The sequence below is a fragment of the Hyphomicrobium sp. B1 genome, assembly GCF_049532635.1.
Lineage (GTDB): Bacteria > Pseudomonadota > Alphaproteobacteria > Rhizobiales > Hyphomicrobiaceae > Hyphomicrobium_B.
On sequence record NZ_CP134871.1, the window covers coordinates 2,270,564 to 2,288,029 of the forward strand.

The window sequence follows — 17,466 nt, forward strand, 5'->3', positions numbered from 1 at the left end:
ATATGACACTTATAGGTTGGATCCAGATTGCGCTCTATTGCGCGATCGTCTTGGCGCTCGTGAAGCCGCTCGGCTGGTACATGACGCGCGTTTTCTCTGGCGAGAAAACATTTCTTTCGCCAATCTTGAGCCCGGTCGAAGCCGGTCTCTATAAAATCGCGGGCGTCGACGCACGCGGCGAGCAGGATTGGCTGCGCTATACCGTCTCGATGCTGCTGTTTCATATCGGCGGCTTCGTCATTCTCTATGCCGTGCTGCGCGTGCAAGGTGCTCTGCCTTTCAATCCGCAAGGAATGACAGCGCTGGCGCCCGACCTGTCTTTCAACACCGCCATCAGCTTCATCACCAACACGAACTGGCAGAACTACGGCGGCGAGACGACGATGTCGTATCTCACGCAGATGCTTGGACTGACGCATCAGAATTTTCTGTCGGCTGCAACGGGCATCGTTCTTGCGATCGTCTTGATACGTGGCTTTGCGCGCGCATCGACAAGAAATCTCGGTAACTTCTGGGTGGATGTTACTCGCTGCACGCTCTACATCCTGCTGCCGATTTGTATCCCTTACACGTTGTTTCTCGTCTGGCAGGGTATCCCGCAGACGCTTGGCGCGTATGTCGATGCGACGACGCTCGAAGGCGCCAAACAGACGATCGCCGTCGGTCCGGTCGCCTCCCAGGTTGCCATCAAGATGCTCGGCACCAATGGCGGCGGTTTCTTCAATGCCAACGCCTCACATCCGTTCGAGAACCCGACCGCGCTCTCGAACTTCGTCCAGATGATCTCCATTTTTGCGCTCGGCGCTGCGTTGACGAACGTCTTCGGTCGCATGGTCGGCAACCAGCGCCAGGGCTGGGCCATCCTCGCCGTTATGGGCGTGCTTTTCATTGCCGGCGTTGCAGTCTGTTACTGGGCCGAAGCCAACGGCACCACCGGCCTCAACGCACTCGGCCTGACAGGTGGCAACATGGAAGGCAAGGAAACCCGCTTCGGTATCGTGGGATCGGCCTTGTTCGCAGTCATTACGACGGCCGCATCCTGCGGCGCCGTCAATGCCATGCATGACTCCTTCACGGCCCTCGGCGGAATGATCCCGCTCCTGAATATCCAACTAGGCGAAATCATCGTCGGCGGCGTCGGGGCAGGGCTTTACGGCATGTTGCTGTTCGTCGTCCTCGCAATCTTCGTTGCCGGACTTATGGTTGGCCGCACGCCCGAATATGTCGGCAAGAAGATCGAAGCGACGGAAGTCAAGATGGCCATGCTCGCCATATTGATCCTGCCGCTGATGATCCTCGGTTGGACTGCTGTCGCGGCGGTGCTCCCATCCGCCTTAGCCTCCATCGCCAACCCCGGTCCGCACGGCTTCTCTGAGATCCTGTATCTCTTCTCATCGAGCACCGGAAACAATGGCTCCGCCTTCGCAGGCATCACAGGCAACACTTTCTTCTACAATGTAACGGGCGCGATCTCGATGTTTGTTGGGCGTTTCCTGATGATCGTGCCGGCGATGGCGATCGCAGGCGCGTTGGCAGAAAAGAAGACGCTCGCACCTTCTGTCGGAACGTTCCCGACCACCGGCGGACTCTTTGTCGGCCTTGTCGTCGGCGTCATCCTGATCGTTGGCGGACTGACGTTCTTTCCCGCGCTCGCACTCGGGCCCATCGTCGAGCACCTCTCGATGACGGCCGGTACGCTCTACTGATCTCTCTTTTCGGAGTTTCCAAGATGGATACGTCTATGGCGCGCAAGAAAAGCTCGGCGACGATGCTCGATCCCAAAATCGTGGTTCCGGCAATCGGTTCGGCCTTCGCGAAGCTTGATCCGCGCAAGATGATCAAAAATCCGATCATGTTCGTTCTCGAAGTCGTGACGGTCTTGACCACGATCATCTTTCTCCACGGCATGGTAACCGGCGAAGGTAACTTGGCGTTCACGTTCCAAATCATCCTGTGGCTTTGGTTCACTGTGCTTTTCGCAAACTTCGCGGAGGCCATCGCGGAAGGTCGCGGCAAGGCTCAAGCAGACTCCCTGCGTGTTCAGCGCCAGGAAACGCAAGCCAAGCTGATGACGGGATCTGGCCGCAACTACAAGCTCATTCCCGGAACCACGCTGAAAGTCGGAGACGTGGTCCTCGTCGAGCCGGGCGACACCATTCCCTCCGATGGCGAAGTCATCGAAGGCGTCGCGTCGGTCAACGAAGCCGCGATCACAGGTGAATCAGCGCCGGTCATTCGTGAGTCCGGCGGCGACAGGTCGGCAGTAACGGGCGGAACACTCGTGTTGTCGGACTGGATCGTCGTCCGCATCACGGCGGCCCAGGGTTCGACCTTCATTGATCGCATGATCAAGCTTGTCGAAGGCGCGGAACGCCAGAAAACACCCAACGAGATCGCACTCAACATTCTTCTCGCTGGCCTCACGATCATTTTCGTCTTTGCGACCGCAACGATCCCGAGCTATGCCGCTTATGCCGGCGGCACGATCTCGGTCATCGTCCTTGTCGCGCTCTTCGTTACGCTCATCCCGACGACGATCGGCGCGCTGCTTTCAGCCATCGGTATCGCCGGCATGGATCGCCTTGTGCGTTTCAACGTTCTTGCGATGTCGGGCCGAGCCGTTGAAGCCGCTGGCGACGTCGACACGCTCCTTCTCGATAAAACCGGAACGATCACGCTCGGCAACCGTCAGGCAACCGAATTCGTACCGCTGTCCGGCGTCAGCGAGTCGGAACTCGCGGATGCCGCCCAGCTCGCATCTCTGGCGGACGAGACGCCGGAGGGCCGCTCGGTGGTTATTCTCGCTAAAGACAAGCACGGCATTCGCGGTCGAGATGTTGCGGATATTAAAGCGCACTTCATTCCGTTCACGGCCCAGAGCCGCATGAGCGGTGTGGAATTCGAGGGATCGTCGATCCGTAAAGGTGCTGTCGACGCTGTGTTGAAATACCTAAATGCCCCGGTCGCGACGGCCTCGTCTGGCGCAACAGCACAAGTGCTTCGTCCGACAATCAGTGCTGAGGCAACACGCGAGATAAAGGCCATCACGGAAACGATCGCGAAAGCGGGCGGGACACCGCTGGCGGTCGCCAAGGACGGCCGTTTGCTCGGTGTCATCCACCTTAAGGATATCGTCAAAGGCGGTATTCGCGAGCGCTTCGCCGAGCTTCGCCGCATGGGCATTCGCACCGTGATGATCACCGGCGACAACCCGATGACGGCGGCCGCTATCGCCGCCGAAGCCGGCGTTGACGACTTTCTCGCCCAGGCGACACCGGAAGACAAATTGCGCCTCATCCGCGACGAGCAGGCAAAAGGCAAGTTGGTCGCCATGTGCGGCGACGGCACTAACGATGCGCCAGCGCTTGCACAGGCCGACGTCGGGGTCGCGATGAATACCGGAACCGTCGCTGCTCGCGAAGCCGGCAATATGGTCGATCTCGACAGCAACCCGACCAAGCTCATCGAGATCGTCGAAATCGGCAAACAGCTATTGATGACGCGCGGCGCGCTTACGACGTTCTCGATTGCGAACGACGTTGCTAAATACTTCGCGATCATTCCGGCGATGTTTGTTGCTTTCTATCCGCAGCTTAATGCGCTCAACATCATGGCGCTTGGTAGCCCGCAAAGCGCGATCCTGTCGGCGATCATCTTCAACGCTCTGATCATCATCGCGCTGATTCCGTTGGCGCTGAAGGGCGTCGCCTATCGCGCGATCGGTGCCGGACCTCTGCTCCGCCGCAACCTGCTGATCTACGGGCTCGGCGGCGTCGTCGTCCCCTTCATCGGCATCAAGGCCATCGACTTGGCCATCAACGCTCTGCATCTCGCTTGAGGTAATACGCCATGTTGAAAGAAATTCGCCCAGCCATCGTCGTGCTGCTCGCATTGACGCTCATCACCGGCCTCGTATATCCGCTCGCTATGACCGGCATAGCCGAAGCCATCTTTCCCAAGCAATCCCAGGGCAGCTTGATCGTCCGCAACGGCAAGGTCATCGGATCCGAACTCATCGGCCAGTCGTTCATGTCCGATAAGTACTTCCATGGCCGTCCGTCCGCGACAACGGGCTCGGACCCAGCCGACCCATCGAAAACGGTAGCGCAGCCTTATAATGCCGCGAATTCGATGGGCTCGAACCTCGGCCCCACAAACAAGGCCCTGATTGATCGCGTTAAGACTGACATGGCCAAATTGAAGGCAGAGAACCCCGGAGCGGAGGTGCCGATCGAGCTGGTTACGACGTCCGCGTCGGGCCTCGACCCTGACATTTCGCCGTCTGCCGCCTATTTTCAGATGACCCGAATTGCCAAGGCCCGCAACATGCCGGAAGCGGACGTTCGCAGCCTCATTGACCGCAACATCGAAAAACCGTTCCTAGGGTTGATCGGCGAGCCCCGCGTCAATGTCCTGGCGCTCAATCTGGCTCTTGACGGCACGACGGCACAGTGAATATTGCGCGGCGCGCTGGCGCCGCGAGGAAAGTAATAAGATGGCGGACGAAAACCGCACACCCGATCATCGACCGTCGCCGGAGGCGCTCCTCGAGGTTTTGAAACGCGAGGAGCGCCAGAAGGGACGGTTGAAGATTTTTCTCGGCGCGGCTCCCGGCGTCGGCAAGACCTATGAAATGCTTCGCACCGCCCGCGCCAAGGTTAAAGAGGGCGCTGACGTCGTTGTCGGCGTCGTCGAGACCCACGGACGCAAGGAAACAAAAGCACTTCTTCGCGGTCTTGACGTTATCCCTCCGCGTCAGGTCGAATACAAAGGTCAGACGCTGGAGGAACTCGATATTGACGCCGTCATCGCGCGGCGCCCCGAGATTGCGCTGATAGACGAGCTGGCGCACACCAATGCACCGATGAGCCGTCACCCGAAACGCTATCTCGATGTCGAAGAGTTGCTCGACGAAGGCATTGACGTTTTCACCACTATCAACATCCAGCATATCGATAGCCTGAATGACGTCGTTGCCCAGATCACTGGCATACGCGTCCGCGAAACGGTGCCGGATTCGATCCTCGCCCGGGCCGACGATGTCGAGCTTGTCGACATCACGCCAGAGGATCTTATTCAGCGATTGAAGGAAGGGAAGGTCTACGTCCCGGATCAGGCGCGCCGCGCGCTCGAAAATTTCTTCTCGCCCGTCAAGCTTACCGCATTGCGCGAACTCGCTTTACGCCGCACCGCCGAACGCGTCGATGAACAGCTCGTAACCCAGCTTCGCGCCAAAGCCATGTCCGGCCCGTGGGCGGCGTGTGAGCGCGTGCTCGTGTGCGTCAACGAAGATGTGCGCTCATCCGGGCTCGTGCGCTATGCGAAACGTGCTGCCGATCGCCTGCACGCGCAGTGGACTGCGGTCACTATCGAGACGCGCCGCAGCCTCAGATTTTCCGAAGGCGAGCGTAACCGCATTGCTGAAGCGATGCGTCTCGCCGAACTTCTCGGCGGCGAAACGCTGACAATGCCCGGAAGTTCCAAGTCGATCGCCGACGATATCATCTCGTATGCGCGCGCCCACAACGTGACGCAAATCATCGTCGGTAAATCCGATCGGCCGCGATGGTTCGAAATTCTCAACGGTTCGGTGGTCCACGATCTCGTCAGGCAATCTGGAAACATCAGCGTTCACGTCATTTCCGGAGAGCAATTGCCAGCCGAGCCGGCGACAGCGCAGGCGGTTCGAACAGCAAAGGATCAACCGCCGCATCGGCCGCTGAATTATTTCATCACGTTTGTAGCGATGGCTGTTGCGCTTGGCGTGGCCTGGGTGCTCAGACCATGGATCGGCGTGGAAAGCGTCGATCTTATATTCTTGACGGCGATTGTGGGCGTGGCAGCCAAGCTTGGCATCGGCCCCTCGCTTTTCGCCAGCGTGGCCGGCGCGCTGCTCTACAACTATTTCTTTCTGCCTCCGCTCTTCACATTTACCATCGCCGATGCCAAGAACGTCGCGGCGTTTCTTTGCTTCGTCGTCGTAGCGGTCGTCGTGTCGAACATCGCAGCGCGCATGCGCAGTCAGACTGTGATCGCCATGAACCGCGCCAGCACGACGGAGTCGCTGTATGGCTTCAGTCGCAAGCTTGCCGCAACCGGCACGCTTGATGATGTGCTTTGGGCAACCGTCTTTCAGATCGCCTCGATGCTGAAAGTCCGTGTCGTGCTGTTGCTGCCGGAGAATGGCTCGATTGCCGTCAAGGCGGGATATCCACCGGAAGATATGCTTGATCCGTCCGATATCGCGGCCGCGACGTGGGCTTGGACCAACGACCGCCCGGCAGGGCGCGGCTCCGATACGCTGCCCGGGTCGCACCGCCTTTTTCTGCCGCTCCGGACCGCACGCGGTATCGTCGGGGTCGTCGGCATAGACAGCGACCGTCCCGGACCGCTGCTGACGCCGGACCAACGGCGGCTGTTCGATGCGCTCGCCAACCAGGGCGCGCTCGCCATCGAGCGCGTCCACCTCGTCGAGGACGTCGAGCGCGCGAAACGCAGCATCGAGACGGAACGGCTCCGCGCTGCTCTGCTGACGTCGTTGTCTCACGATCTCAAGACGCCCCTGGCCGCTATTCTCGGCGCTGCAACGACGATGCGCGACCTGGGCGACAAGTTCGATGCCGAGGCGCAGTCGGAGTTGCTCGCTACGATCATCGATGAATCCGAACGCCTCAACCGGTTCATTGCCAACCTTCTCGATATGACGAAGCTAGAAGCCGGCGCCATCGTCGCCAAGACGGAAATTCAAGACGTTGGCGAGATTGTCGATGCAGCGCTCAAGCGCGCGAGAAAGATCCTTTCAAGACATAAGGTCCAGGCCAATCTTCCATCGGAGCCATTGAAGGTGGATGCTGATCCCGTTTTACTTGAGCAAGTGCTTTTCAATCTCCTTGACAATGCTGCAAAATACGCGCCCGAGAATACGTTGATTGAGGTCGGCGCTTGGAACGATCATGGACTCGCTGTCATTCAAATCCGAGATGAAGGGCCTGGCATCCCCGACCGTGATGTTGAAAAAATCTTCGATAAATTCTATCGCGCGAACAAGGCTGATCATGTCCGCGCCGGAACGGGGCTTGGATTGCCGATCTCCCGCGGATTTATCGAAATCATGGGCGGAACGATAACGGCGGGTAATCGGCCTGATCGCAGCGGTGCACTGCTGACCGTAACGCTTCCGGCATCCGCCCGATCAGAAACGCTGGAAAACGCCGCATGAGTGCGCCCGCCATCAAAGTTCTCGTCATCGATGACGAGCCACCAATCCGCAAACTTCTCCGCATGGGGCTTGCAACGCAAGGCTATCAGGTAATCGACGCGCCGAATGCGCGTAAAGCTCTGGAGCTGATGGCGGAGACTCCGGATATTGTCGTCCTCGATCTCGGCTTGCCGGATATGCAAGGCATGGACCTGCTGCGAGCCATCCGCGATCAGAATGAAGCCGTTCCCATCGTGGTGCTGTCGAGCCGCGCTGACGAAACCGCCAAGGTACAAGCCCTTGATTTCGGAGCCGATGACTATGTGACGAAGCCATTTGGCATCAACGAGCTTCTCGCCAGAATGCGAGCCGCACTTCGCCATCGGCTACAGATTCAGGGCGAGCGGCCCATTTTCCATGTCGGCGATCTGTCGGTCGATCTCGTGCGCCGCATCGTCAAGGTTGGCGAACGAGAGATCAAGCTATCGCCGAAGGAATACGACCTGCTGCGTCTCTTTGTTCAGCATGCGGGCAAAGTACTGACGCACAATTTCCTGTTGCGAGAGCTTTGGGATCCCTCTGCCGATTCCCAATACGTCCGCGTTTACGTCGCGCAGCTTCGGCAGAAAATCGAACCGCGTCCGAACAGCCCGGAATATATTCTGACTGAAACAGGCGTTGGCTACCGCCTCCGCGCTCCCGATTGAAGGTGGCGCGTGCGCCGAGGATTTCTCATGGCATCCTGCATTATTGACTTTCTTTCGCCGCGCGCCGTCATGCTGGACGTGCGCGTGCCGACGAAATTAGCGCTCCTTCGCACGTTGTCGGAACGGGCATCTGCGGCGACCGGGCTTCCTGCCGAGACGATCTTCGCCGAACTCAACAAACGAGAAAGTCTCGGCTCCACCGGAATGGGCGACGGCATTGCCCTTCCCCACGCAGCTTATGCCGATCTCAAGCAAACGTTCGGCCTTGTCGCGAGACTTAAGCCACCGGTCGAGTTCGAAGCGATTGATAGCAAACCGGTCGACTTGGCTTTTCTGCTTTTGACACCGGCTGGAGCAGAGAAGACGCATCTGAATGCCCTTGCCGCGGTTTCACGCCGACTGCGTAATCGCGACGTCGCAGAGAAGCTTCGCATGGCCAATAACGAGAACGCGTTTTACGACGTGCTTCGCGGTTCGGCTTAAAACGGGCGGTAAGACCGCGCCGTTAATCCGCTTTGATGCCAAGTTCGCGCGCGGCCGACACGAGGCGGACCTTGGCGGCAGCATCGCCGGAGAAGGCTTGGAGAGCTTTTGTCAACGCCGTTTTGGCCGCCTCGGTCTCGCCGAGCGTGACGCGCGAACTCATCAGACGCAACCAGCCGTTCTCATCGTTTGGGGAGGCCTCGAGTCTGGCGGTAAGCTTGTCGACCATGCCGCGGATCATGTCTTTGCTTTCTGTATTTGAAAGCTTTGCCGCCGCTGCGACGTCGTTGTCGGACGGCGACGCGACGCTGGGTGAAAATGTCTGCGGGGAGGCCTGCGCTGTGCGTGCCTCATCGAGCGCTTTCTTGAGCGTGGTATCGCCGGGCTGAAGCTTAAGGGCTGTCTCATAAGCCGTCGCCGCATCGCCTGGTCGCCCGGTATTGACATACGACCACCCGAGCATTTTCCAGCCATTGACGTCATTCGGTTGCTTTTCGAGACGAGCGATCAGTTTCGCAATCATCGTGTCGACGTCAGGCAAAGCAGTGGAAGTATTGTCCGGCGAGGCAACAGCCTTCGACGACGCGCCAGAATTTGTATTGGCCGCGTAGGCGCGAAGATCAGCAAACGCTTGTGCCGTGTCTGGTTCAATATTGCCGTCGGAGGCTTCCGGCGGCATCACATGCACGTCGCTACGGCTCATCACGGAAGAGCCGTCAACGCCGCTCGGGGCTTCTGCGATGTGCACAAAACAAGCCGCGGCGATCGCTACGAGAGATCCAAGGACAATGCCCGATGTGCGCGTGTCGACGTTAATCCATCGATGCGTAAGCGCAACGACCGGGCGGCGACCGTGTAGCGGCATGCGCAACAACAGAAGTACGGCGGCCAGAAGCGTGACAGCAGTCCCCACCGCGATCGATGCAAAAGCCTGGACCATATCCAACCTCGATGATCATTTGACGGAAGATTGGGATGCAAATGGGGGCCTAGCGTGGCGATGACGGCCATAGTGCCGACATCTTGGCACTACCGAGATGGATTACGCGTTGTCATGATCGGGGTGATAACGCCATTCACATGATAGTTGTGGCATGTTAGGCAGTCTTGGCGCACGCCGCTGCTGGCGTGGCAGCCCTGGCAGACATCCTTCTTCACCGCGCTGAAGTTCGACGCAAAATTCTGCGGATTTCCCTGCTCGTAGCTCTTCAGATATGGCCGGTCTTTTGCGAGGTCGTGGCATGTAAGGCAGCCGCGCTTGCCCACGATGCCGAAATGCGGCTCGTGAATAAAACGCGTAAAGCGTCCGTCTTTGGAGCTTGCCGAAAGCGGAGAAAAATTGACGACGCGCCCACCATTGCGGCCGTCATCGATGCTGTGGCACTTCGTGCATGATCCCGGTGCGTCCTTATTGGTCAGGATGTTGAAAACAGCCGTAGCGGCCGTCGTGCCATCTTTCTGCGTCTTCGGACCAGTCAGGAACAGCCAAGAGTAGATGAACTTGTCTTTGTGCCCGGTGGGTCGATAGAAAATCGCGTAATCCTGCCGATACCAGCCGCCATATTCAGCCCAGCTTTCAGCATCGATATCGCTTGCAATGCTGATAATCGGCGGCGTGCTCTTTTCTGTACTCGCAGTTCCCGAGGGCGACGCTGCGTCTTGTGTTGCACTGCTTTGACCGCCGGCGATGCCTTTGTTTCGCGCCTCAAGATCGCGACTCTCCTCTTCTGAGAGAGAGAGAAGGTCGTCGGATTGGCGCGAGGCCTTTGCCGCGGGTTGAGCACGTGCGTTGACCGCGGTTTTGCTCGTCGAAACTTGCGCCAATTGCATTGTGCGTTCGCCATCGGCTGTTGGCCGGAGATTTTTCAAGCCTGCTTGCATGGCAGACGGTAGAGGGGTGGCACGGGCCTTTTTCTTGTCCGTAGACGTGCTATCGCCATTGTCGTCGCCGTCCAAATGAGCCGCATCTGCAGAGTTCCCGGGCGCATTATTCATGATGCATTGACCGAAGACGCGTAGCAGGCACGCTGGAGGATCGCGCTTGACCTTATCCGCTGCCTGCCGCGTTTTTTCTTGATCGCCGTCAGCAGGAGGCGAACGTTTGTCCGTACTCGTCGCCTCGTCCTTCGCCGCAGAACGCAAAATACCGGGTGTTGAGTTGGACGCGCTCGGCGCCGGGGCATCTGGCAATGGGCCATTGGCAATCTCTCTCGCCAAATTTGGCAACCATTGCTGCTGCGCACCAATGACAACATCCCGCGGGATGTTCGCAGTCAAATCGGCGACGAGCGTCACACTCAACTTGGCGTTGCCGTTACCGATATTAAGATCGCCAAGAACGTCGGACGCTTTTCCGACGATCAGCGCGTAGAACAGCTTTTTTATGTTCCACGCCAGATCGGTCACAGCTTTGATTTGATCGTTGTTAGCCTGTGCAAGGTCCTGCAGATTGAGGCCGTCGACCGCTCTCAACGTCGCGCGACCTTCGTCGGTTCGACCGATCATCATTTTCATGAAAGGCGTGAGTTCGGCTTCCGACGCATCCGGCCATTCGCCGATTGCCGCGTTCTTCTTTTTCAGCGTTTCGAGATCGAGACCCGGCAGCGTCAGAAATGCAACGCCTTTCGGACCGTTCACGCGGTCCTTACCGGTAATTTGTCCCAGATGACAGCCACTGCACGTTCGCTCAAAAGGAACAACAGCCATAAACCGTCTGTCGTTTTGGCTGTCGTGACACGTCGAGCAGGCGACCGGAATCTGTCGCGACGGGTCTTTTTTCTCGACGTCCCGAAAGTGTTTGTCGAAATGTGCGGCGTGGTCATAGATGATCCGTGTGCGCCGCCGGAACGGGTAGGTATCGAATGCCGGATGACCATTATCGAAGCTGTCGAATTTCACCGAATGACAGGATCGGCATTGCTCATTGGAGATCTTGTCCAGATCGAAATTGATGCCCTGGTGCTCCTGATGACAGCTTGCGCAGTTAATGCCTCCGGAAATCATCTTCTGCATCGGCAGGGCAGCGGTTTGCGCGCGCGCGGACAACGGTTGAGGGCCGACAGCTGCAATATTTACAAGCCGCAGCGTGCTCTTCCTCAGGACATCAGCTGAAGCGCCGTGTGGGTTAAAGGCGCGTTCCGGGATCTTGTGACAGGTCAGGCAAGCCTTGCTGTCGGCGGTCGATCCAAGGGCGACGATGCCATGGACCCAACTCAATTTTCCGTCGCCGCTATGGGCATGGCACGAAGAACAATTCTTGATCGCACCGTGCGCGCTGCTCAATGGCCCCGGCATGAGAAATTGCGTACCGGGAGACGCGATGAACGCGGCGCTAACGCCGATGAATGTTGCGAGCGCCAGAATGCGCGCAAATCGGTCTCGCCCCAAGCTGGGAAGCGGACGCAGCTCCGTTGCTCGCCACGGCCGTAGCCGCATCACCAGGCCCCCGACGAATAGGAATAGACGACAAGGATGTGCAATGCCGACAGCACGAGGAGCGCGTAGGTGATGGGGACATGCACGAATAGCCACGCTCTTGTCAGAGCAAGATGAACGCGCGCAAAATCGAGACGATCTTTTTCAGCCGTCATTTTGCTGATCGTCGCGAGCTTGTCCTGTCGTGGGCCATCGACGTAGCGCGACAGGCGTTCGATCTCCGCCGTCAGGCGCTGGAGCGGCCGTCGCGAGCCGAAGAGATGCGACGAAAAATTGCGCGGCTCTGCGAAAAAGTGATTGAGATGGTTTGCGTAAAGATCGGTGATCCAAGCGTCATAAGGAGGAGCGGGCAGCGACAACTCCACAGCAATTTGATCTGGTGTAGAAATGAGTTCGCGCACGTCTCGCGCAAGATCAGCGCGGCGAGCGAGGATGCGCTCTAGGCTAATGTTGTCGTCGATTCCGCCCTTGGCGCGTGACGACCACGCGAGGTAAGTGCCGAACACACCACTGAGCGTCACCGTTACGAAGCCGCTCCACAGTGCCCACTCGAACGGGGTGTCTGGCATCGAAAAATTGGAATGTGAGAGGAATGCGGCGACAAGCGCGTAGCCGACGAAGATGTGAACACCCCGCCATCTCTTGAGGAGCTTCGGCGGAAGTTTGTTCGTCTTGACAGCGGCGTGAAAGCTGAACTGCAGGCTCATGCCGGCAGCAAGCACCCAGCCATCGAGATAGCGCGGATCGCGAAGCGCACTGGCATATATCCATACCCAGGAGAAGAAGCTCGCGGACAGCACGATCAGCAGGAGAAAGAGGCTCGCACGGCGGATGACTGTCCACGCCGAGCCAAGCACCCAGAACACGCTGCCGGGAACGCGTTGTGCTACCGTCTTCACGCGAGGCCACCAGATTTTCTCATTCCCACCCCCGTAGGAATCGCGCGCCGGTCGCGGCCGCGCTCCGATAACGTCAATTGACGGCTGAAGCTTTTCTCGCAGTGCCTTTGAACTGGCTTGGCTGCGGGATCATGATGTCGAGGCCGGCCATGGTGCTGCCGTCATACTTGTCGGTGATGCTGACGAGCAGCCGAGATATGCCATCGGCTGCCGCCGAGAGATCCTTCTCGTTGTTCAAGGTCAGCGCGGCCGAATGAGATAATTCCACGATCTTGGCGATTTCCGGCACGTTTGGCACTGCCGTTGCCACCGCTGCGAGCCTTCGTCGCGCTTTGTCTGCACGCTGAGCCATTTCGAGGGCATAAGCCTTTCGCACAGTCGCCTTTCCGACAGCGCGTAACGCGGTTTCAAGTTCGACGCCAAGGCCGATCAGATAAAGCATGCGTTTGCGCTCGGCATCGGCCGGAACATTTTCTTTGCCTCTTGAATACCATGTGTTGTGCAACACCTCGCCCTGCGACCAGGACACCAGCTCGAATAGGCTGCCAGCTCGATGTAGCCCTTTGTTTACGAGATCTTCTCGCGGCACGACGTGGCAGCCGTAGCAGTTCTTCGCCAGTTGATAGAGCGCATGACGTCGGATCATGCCTTTTGACTCCGCGAGCTTCCAGCGCGCCTGCGCTTCGCTTTTTGTTTCCGTCTTCGCGGTTTTACCGCTGAAGCTGCTATGGACTTTGATCCAATCCTTGGCGGCGCCATGACAGGACTCGCAGGAGATGCCGGACACGGCCGCATCGTTGTTATCCTTGCGTTGAACTGTGTAATGACAATTCACGCATAAGCTTTCCGATTTGATGCGCCGGACGTCCATCCTTTCCGCGATTTTCCTGGCTTCGGGGTTGCGCGGAAGCTCTCGGAACGTTTTGAAATGATGTGTGCCTTTCCAGGCATCGGCTTCCTGCTTGTGGCATTCGGCGCAGGCATTCGGCCCGACGACCTTCGTCGAATCCAACGCTACAGCGCGACCTATGTCGAGCGTAACGATCAATGGCAGTGCAACTAACAGACCGAACCGCACAGCATTGAAAACTGCGCTGAGCATCGACCAATTGATACGCTTTGAAAGAAGCAATGAAATATTCCTCGCGCATGTACCGTAAGCGAGCAGCGATTGCTACCTGAAACCTCCTGGGCGCTCGTAAGCGAGTTGAAGCATGTTGCGATCGAGGGGAGAGGAGAGTCTCTCGATGGTGCGCGCGAGAGGGCTTTGCCCGCCCGCTGTGTCAGGCGCCGGCAGAAATGGGTCGGCGTAACAGGTCGCGCCAATGTCTGCCGAAACTGCCCTTACCGACTCGACCATGCCCGGTGCCCCGCAAGCGTACAAAGCATCGGTGGGCAATAAGCGTGGAAGATAGTCGGTTGGCCGACCCGGTCTGACCGCCGGAATCGATACCTGCAAGGAACTGCAGACCGGTACGACGACGACGTTCGGAAAACGCGCCAGGCGCACAAGAGCGGGGGCCATATAAAGGGAATCCAAGGTGCGGCCGCCGGCAATGACCATCATTCTTCGTGAAGGATCTTCGCGAAGCGCTGCGACGGCGATTGCCCAGATCGGCGCAAAACCAGTGTTGGTTGCCACGAGAACGATCCGGCCACCGGGATTCGGCCGGAAGTGCGCAGTTCCGAAAGGTCCTGTGAGTTTGACACGGTGCCCGATCCCGATCCGCTTGCCGAGGGATGCGCTGACGCGGCCCTTCTCGACGCGGCGGACGTGAAACCACGTGGCATCGCAGTTGTCCGATTCATTCAGAGCATGCGTGATGCTATACGAACGGTTCGGATAACCGCTGAACTGTACGTGCGCGTATTGGCCGGGCAGATGCGGAAGGGGACGGTCCGTTGTAATGCCGATTTCCAGGACCTTCGACGACAGCGGCCGCAATGTGCCCAAGACGCCGTTGACGGAACGAATATCAGCGGGCTGCTCGCGCTCGATGACTGCGTCGGCAACGATCAGACACTGACAGGCGTGAATGAGCCCGGGCTCAGCTCCTTCGCCACCGTGTACGTCGCCGGATACAAGCCGCACGCAGCATGTTCCGCAATGTCCGGCGCGACAGCTGTAGGGCAGGTCGATACCGTTGTTCAACGCCACATCGAGCAGACGCGCACCGCGCGGCGCCAGAAAGCTTTTGCCGTCGATCGTGATTTTGTGGCGTTTTGACATAAGTTCATCCCAGTAGGGTTGAGGTTCATGATGTCGATCTATCCCGCTGAGATCAGGCGCTGAATTTCAAGTTCATCCGCCTGCATTTTATTTCCAGTAATGATCATTCGTGGTCAGACAATGGCCGCGCGAGTAATCGCACAAAAGCGGAAATGAAGACGGAATTGGAAACGAAGAAAAAGCAGTAATGAATGAGGCGATGAGAAAAATTAGATCAACGATATGAGGCTAGGCGCAGGCCGCAGTGGCCTACTGCGAACGGGAGTGCGAAGGGCACAAAAGTTTCGATAAACAGCAGCTTGCATTGGAAAGATAATCAGCAAGCTGATAGAGCGTGTTGCCGTAAGGAAGCGGGTGTCATCAGTAATTACGAAGGCGAGTAATTGTCCGAATTGAACGTTCCGGCGAGAGAATAAATTTGCGGCCATATCGCGGCCCATTTCGCGTTTCAATTAATCAGCAGGCCATCCATTCCAGACGGCTGTTCAGCGTCGTTTCGCGGGGCGATGCGAATTGAAATGATGCCCTGAAATGTACTGAGGACAGGGATAAGGCCATGACGCGATTATCAACATTCGCAATGCTCTCCGGTATGTTCGCCGGTGCCGCTCTCATATCTGCGGCACCTCCGTATAAAGCCGCAGCCGCGGAGAACAACAACGCATCAAGGCATACACAAGCCCTGCCGCGCACGCTTATGCTTGCTGAAAACGCAGGCGAGATCCGAAGGCCGGAGGCCGGCAAAGCCAAGCCTGACGGATTGGATAACAGCAAACCCGATGCGCACGGCAGTCCGAATAGCGACGAAGAGCTTTATCCGACCGCCGCGCAATGCGGCACTTGCCATAAGCAGATCTACGAAGAGTGGTCATCTTCGCAGCATGCTTATGCGTCGATCTCACCGATGTTCCACAAATTCGAGCAAAAGTTCCAAACGCTGACGCAGGGGACGGTCGGCACCTTCTGTGTGCGCTGCCATCAGCAGGTCGGCACGCAACTCGGAGAAGCGCGCGAGGCTCCGCTTTGGGCTAGAAGCCAAATCTCACGTGAAGGCGTCACTTGTATCACGTGCCACCGGGTTAAAGAACAGTACGGCAAGGTCAACGGCGAGCGTCGGGTTGAACCGGGTAAGATTTACGAACCCGTTTATGGCAGCGGCGAAAAAAGCGTCATCAAAAACGTCATAGCGAATAAGGAAACCTATTCGGTCAAGACGAGCGCAAAAGGCCGCGGCAACGACATCCATAAAGGCATGATCACGAACGACCAGATCACCAAGTCGGAGTTCTGCGTCAGTTGTCATCAGGTCGCCGTGAACCTCGGCATCAAGCTCGAAATCGTGTGGGACCAATATCGCGATAGCCCGGCGCGTAAAGCAGGGATTACTTGCCAGGACTGTCACATGGGCAAAGTTCCCGGCCAGTCGAAGGGCTATGCGACGGCGCCGTCGGCGATCGTCGGCGGCAAGGAGATCAATCCAGGTCGTAAACATGCCAACCACCGTTTCATCGGACCGGGCTATTCGATCGCTCATCCGGGCATCTTCCCGCACAACGTCAAAGCCCAGGCCTACAGCATTAAGGACTGGCTGCAGTTCGATTGGCGCGCTGGCTGGGGCACGAGCAAATTCGAAGACAAAGTCGCCGACGGCAAGATCAAAGTCTCGTTTCCGAAGCGCTGGAGCGATCCAAACGATCGTGAGGACGCGCGCGAAATTATCGACGAAAATCTGAAGAAGCTCGACGCACGAGATGTTCTTCGTCGTCGGGTGATGGAGAACAGCAGCAAAGTCGATGGCCCATTCATCGAAGGCACGCCGAAGGTCGGCTCGGTTCTTGCGTTCTCCTACAAGATCAAGAACACGAACACCGGCCACAACCTGCCGTCGGGATCTCTCGGCGCACAACCGCAGCTTTGGGTGAATGTCGCGCTTGTCGATCCGGACGGTAACAATGTCTGGGAGTCAGGTTACGTCGATAGCAACGGCGATATGGCCGATCTGCATAGTCTCGACGTCGCCGCCGGCCGCATCGATACCGACCAGATGCTGGTGAATTTTCAGACCAAGTTTCTGACGACCAACGTTAAGGGCACGGACCGCGAAATGTATCTTCCGGTCAATTTCGACATTGATCCGTTGCCGCAATTACGTCCGCCGAGCATCCCGACCACCGTCCTCAATCATCCGCCGCTGGTGCGCATGGAGAACCATTCGTTGACGCCGTTGGGTGTGAGGGAAGCCAAATATGAAGTGCCAGGTAATTTGATCAGCAAGCCTGGTCGATACCGCCTTGCTTTCCGCATGCGAAGCCGCGCCGAGCCGATCTATTTCATGCGCTTTGTCGGCGCCACCAAAGATATGGAGCGGAGCATGAACGAGCGCATCATGAACTTCCACGACTTCGCGGTTGATGTCGACGTAAAGGGCTAACGCCGAGAACCGAGCGTTTCGGATTTGGATCGAAGGAATGGTCCAAAGACGCGGGTCCGAAGCCTCTCTGAATCCTCCTGCCT

The 17,466-nt window shown here is 57.9% G+C and carries 13 protein-coding genes; 8 read left to right on the forward strand and 5 right to left on the reverse strand.

Features of this window, described 5'->3' with window-relative positions:
* The first annotated feature begins 2 nt into the window (after positions 1-2).
* Genes kdpA through RLW55_RS10945 form a run of 6 tightly spaced genes read left to right on the forward strand, consistent with a single transcriptional unit; the run spans position 3 to position 8,388 of the window.
* On the forward strand, positions 3-1,706 hold the full coding sequence (gene kdpA, locus RLW55_RS10920; RefSeq protein WP_423414188.1) for a potassium-transporting ATPase subunit KdpA: 1,704 nt from the start codon (positions 3-5) through the stop codon (positions 1,704-1,706).
* A 23-nt stretch (positions 1,707-1,729) separates the two neighbouring features.
* The gene (kdpB, locus tag RLW55_RS10925) at positions 1,730-3,838 is read left to right on the forward strand and encodes a potassium-transporting ATPase subunit KdpB (protein ID WP_423414189.1); all 2,109 of its coding nucleotides are present in this window, start codon (positions 1,730-1,732) and stop codon (positions 3,836-3,838) included.
* A gap of 11 nt (positions 3,839-3,849) precedes the next feature.
* Positions 3,850-4,455 (forward strand): K(+)-transporting ATPase subunit C, encoded by a 606-nt coding sequence (locus RLW55_RS10930; protein ID WP_423414190.1) that lies wholly within the window; start codon positions 3,850-3,852, stop codon positions 4,453-4,455.
* Positions 4,456-4,495: 40 nt separating this feature from the next.
* A complete protein-coding gene (locus RLW55_RS10935) occupies positions 4,496-7,219 on the forward strand; it encodes a DUF4118 domain-containing protein (protein ID WP_423414191.1) in 2,724 nt (907 codons plus the stop codon).
* Positions 7,216-7,905 (forward strand): response regulator, encoded by a 690-nt coding sequence (locus tag RLW55_RS10940; protein WP_414463477.1) that lies wholly within the window; start codon positions 7,216-7,218, stop codon positions 7,903-7,905. The genes RLW55_RS10935 and RLW55_RS10940 overlap by 4 nt, the downstream gene beginning before the upstream one ends.
* Positions 7,906-7,932: 27 nt before the next feature.
* On the forward strand, positions 7,933-8,388 hold the full coding sequence (locus RLW55_RS10945) for a PTS sugar transporter subunit IIA (protein ID WP_409560754.1): 456 nt from the start codon (positions 7,933-7,935) through the stop codon (positions 8,386-8,388).
* 22 nt (positions 8,389-8,410) lie between these two features.
* On the opposite strand, the gene RLW55_RS10950 is transcribed toward RLW55_RS10945, so the two are convergent.
* Together RLW55_RS10950 and RLW55_RS10955 are read right to left on the reverse strand one after the other, a co-directional pair.
* A complete protein-coding gene (locus tag RLW55_RS10950; RefSeq protein WP_423414192.1) occupies positions 8,411-9,328 on the reverse strand; it encodes a tetratricopeptide repeat protein in 918 nt (305 codons plus the stop codon).
* A gap of 89 nt (positions 9,329-9,417) precedes the next feature.
* Positions 9,418-11,025, reverse strand: a complete 1,608-nt coding sequence (locus tag RLW55_RS10955; protein ID WP_423414193.1) for a cytochrome c3 family protein — start codon at positions 11,023-11,025, stop codon at positions 9,418-9,420.
* A gap of 27 nt (positions 11,026-11,052) precedes the next feature.
* On the opposite strand from RLW55_RS10955, the gene RLW55_RS10960 reads away from it, so the two are divergent.
* Positions 11,053-11,499, forward strand: coding sequence for a hypothetical protein (locus RLW55_RS10960; RefSeq protein WP_423414194.1), 447 nt, complete (start codon positions 11,053-11,055; stop codon positions 11,497-11,499).
* 323 nt (positions 11,500-11,822) lie between these two features.
* Here the strand turns inward: RLW55_RS10960 and RLW55_RS10965 are convergent, their stop codons facing one another.
* From RLW55_RS10965 to RLW55_RS10975, 3 genes are all read right to left on the reverse strand, one after another.
* Complete coding sequence (locus tag RLW55_RS10965) at positions 11,823-12,722, reverse strand: hypothetical protein (RefSeq protein ID WP_423414195.1); 900 nt, start codon at positions 12,720-12,722, stop codon at positions 11,823-11,825.
* A gap of 73 nt (positions 12,723-12,795) precedes the next feature.
* Positions 12,796-13,824 carry a cytochrome c family protein gene (locus RLW55_RS10970; RefSeq protein WP_423414196.1) on the reverse strand — a complete coding sequence of 343 codons (1,029 nt, stop codon included), beginning with the start codon at positions 13,822-13,824 and terminating at the stop codon, positions 12,796-12,798.
* A gap of 72 nt (positions 13,825-13,896) precedes the next feature.
* Positions 13,897-14,952, reverse strand: coding sequence for a 2Fe-2S iron-sulfur cluster-binding protein (locus RLW55_RS10975; RefSeq protein ID WP_423414197.1), 1,056 nt, complete (start codon positions 14,950-14,952; stop codon positions 13,897-13,899).
* A gap of 556 nt (positions 14,953-15,508) precedes the next feature.
* Between RLW55_RS10975 and RLW55_RS10980 the strand changes: the two genes are divergently transcribed.
* Entirely contained in the window at positions 15,509-17,383 is a 1,875-nt protein-coding gene (locus RLW55_RS10980; RefSeq protein WP_423414198.1) for a multiheme c-type cytochrome, read from the forward strand.
* Positions 17,384-17,466: the final 83 nt, after the last annotated feature.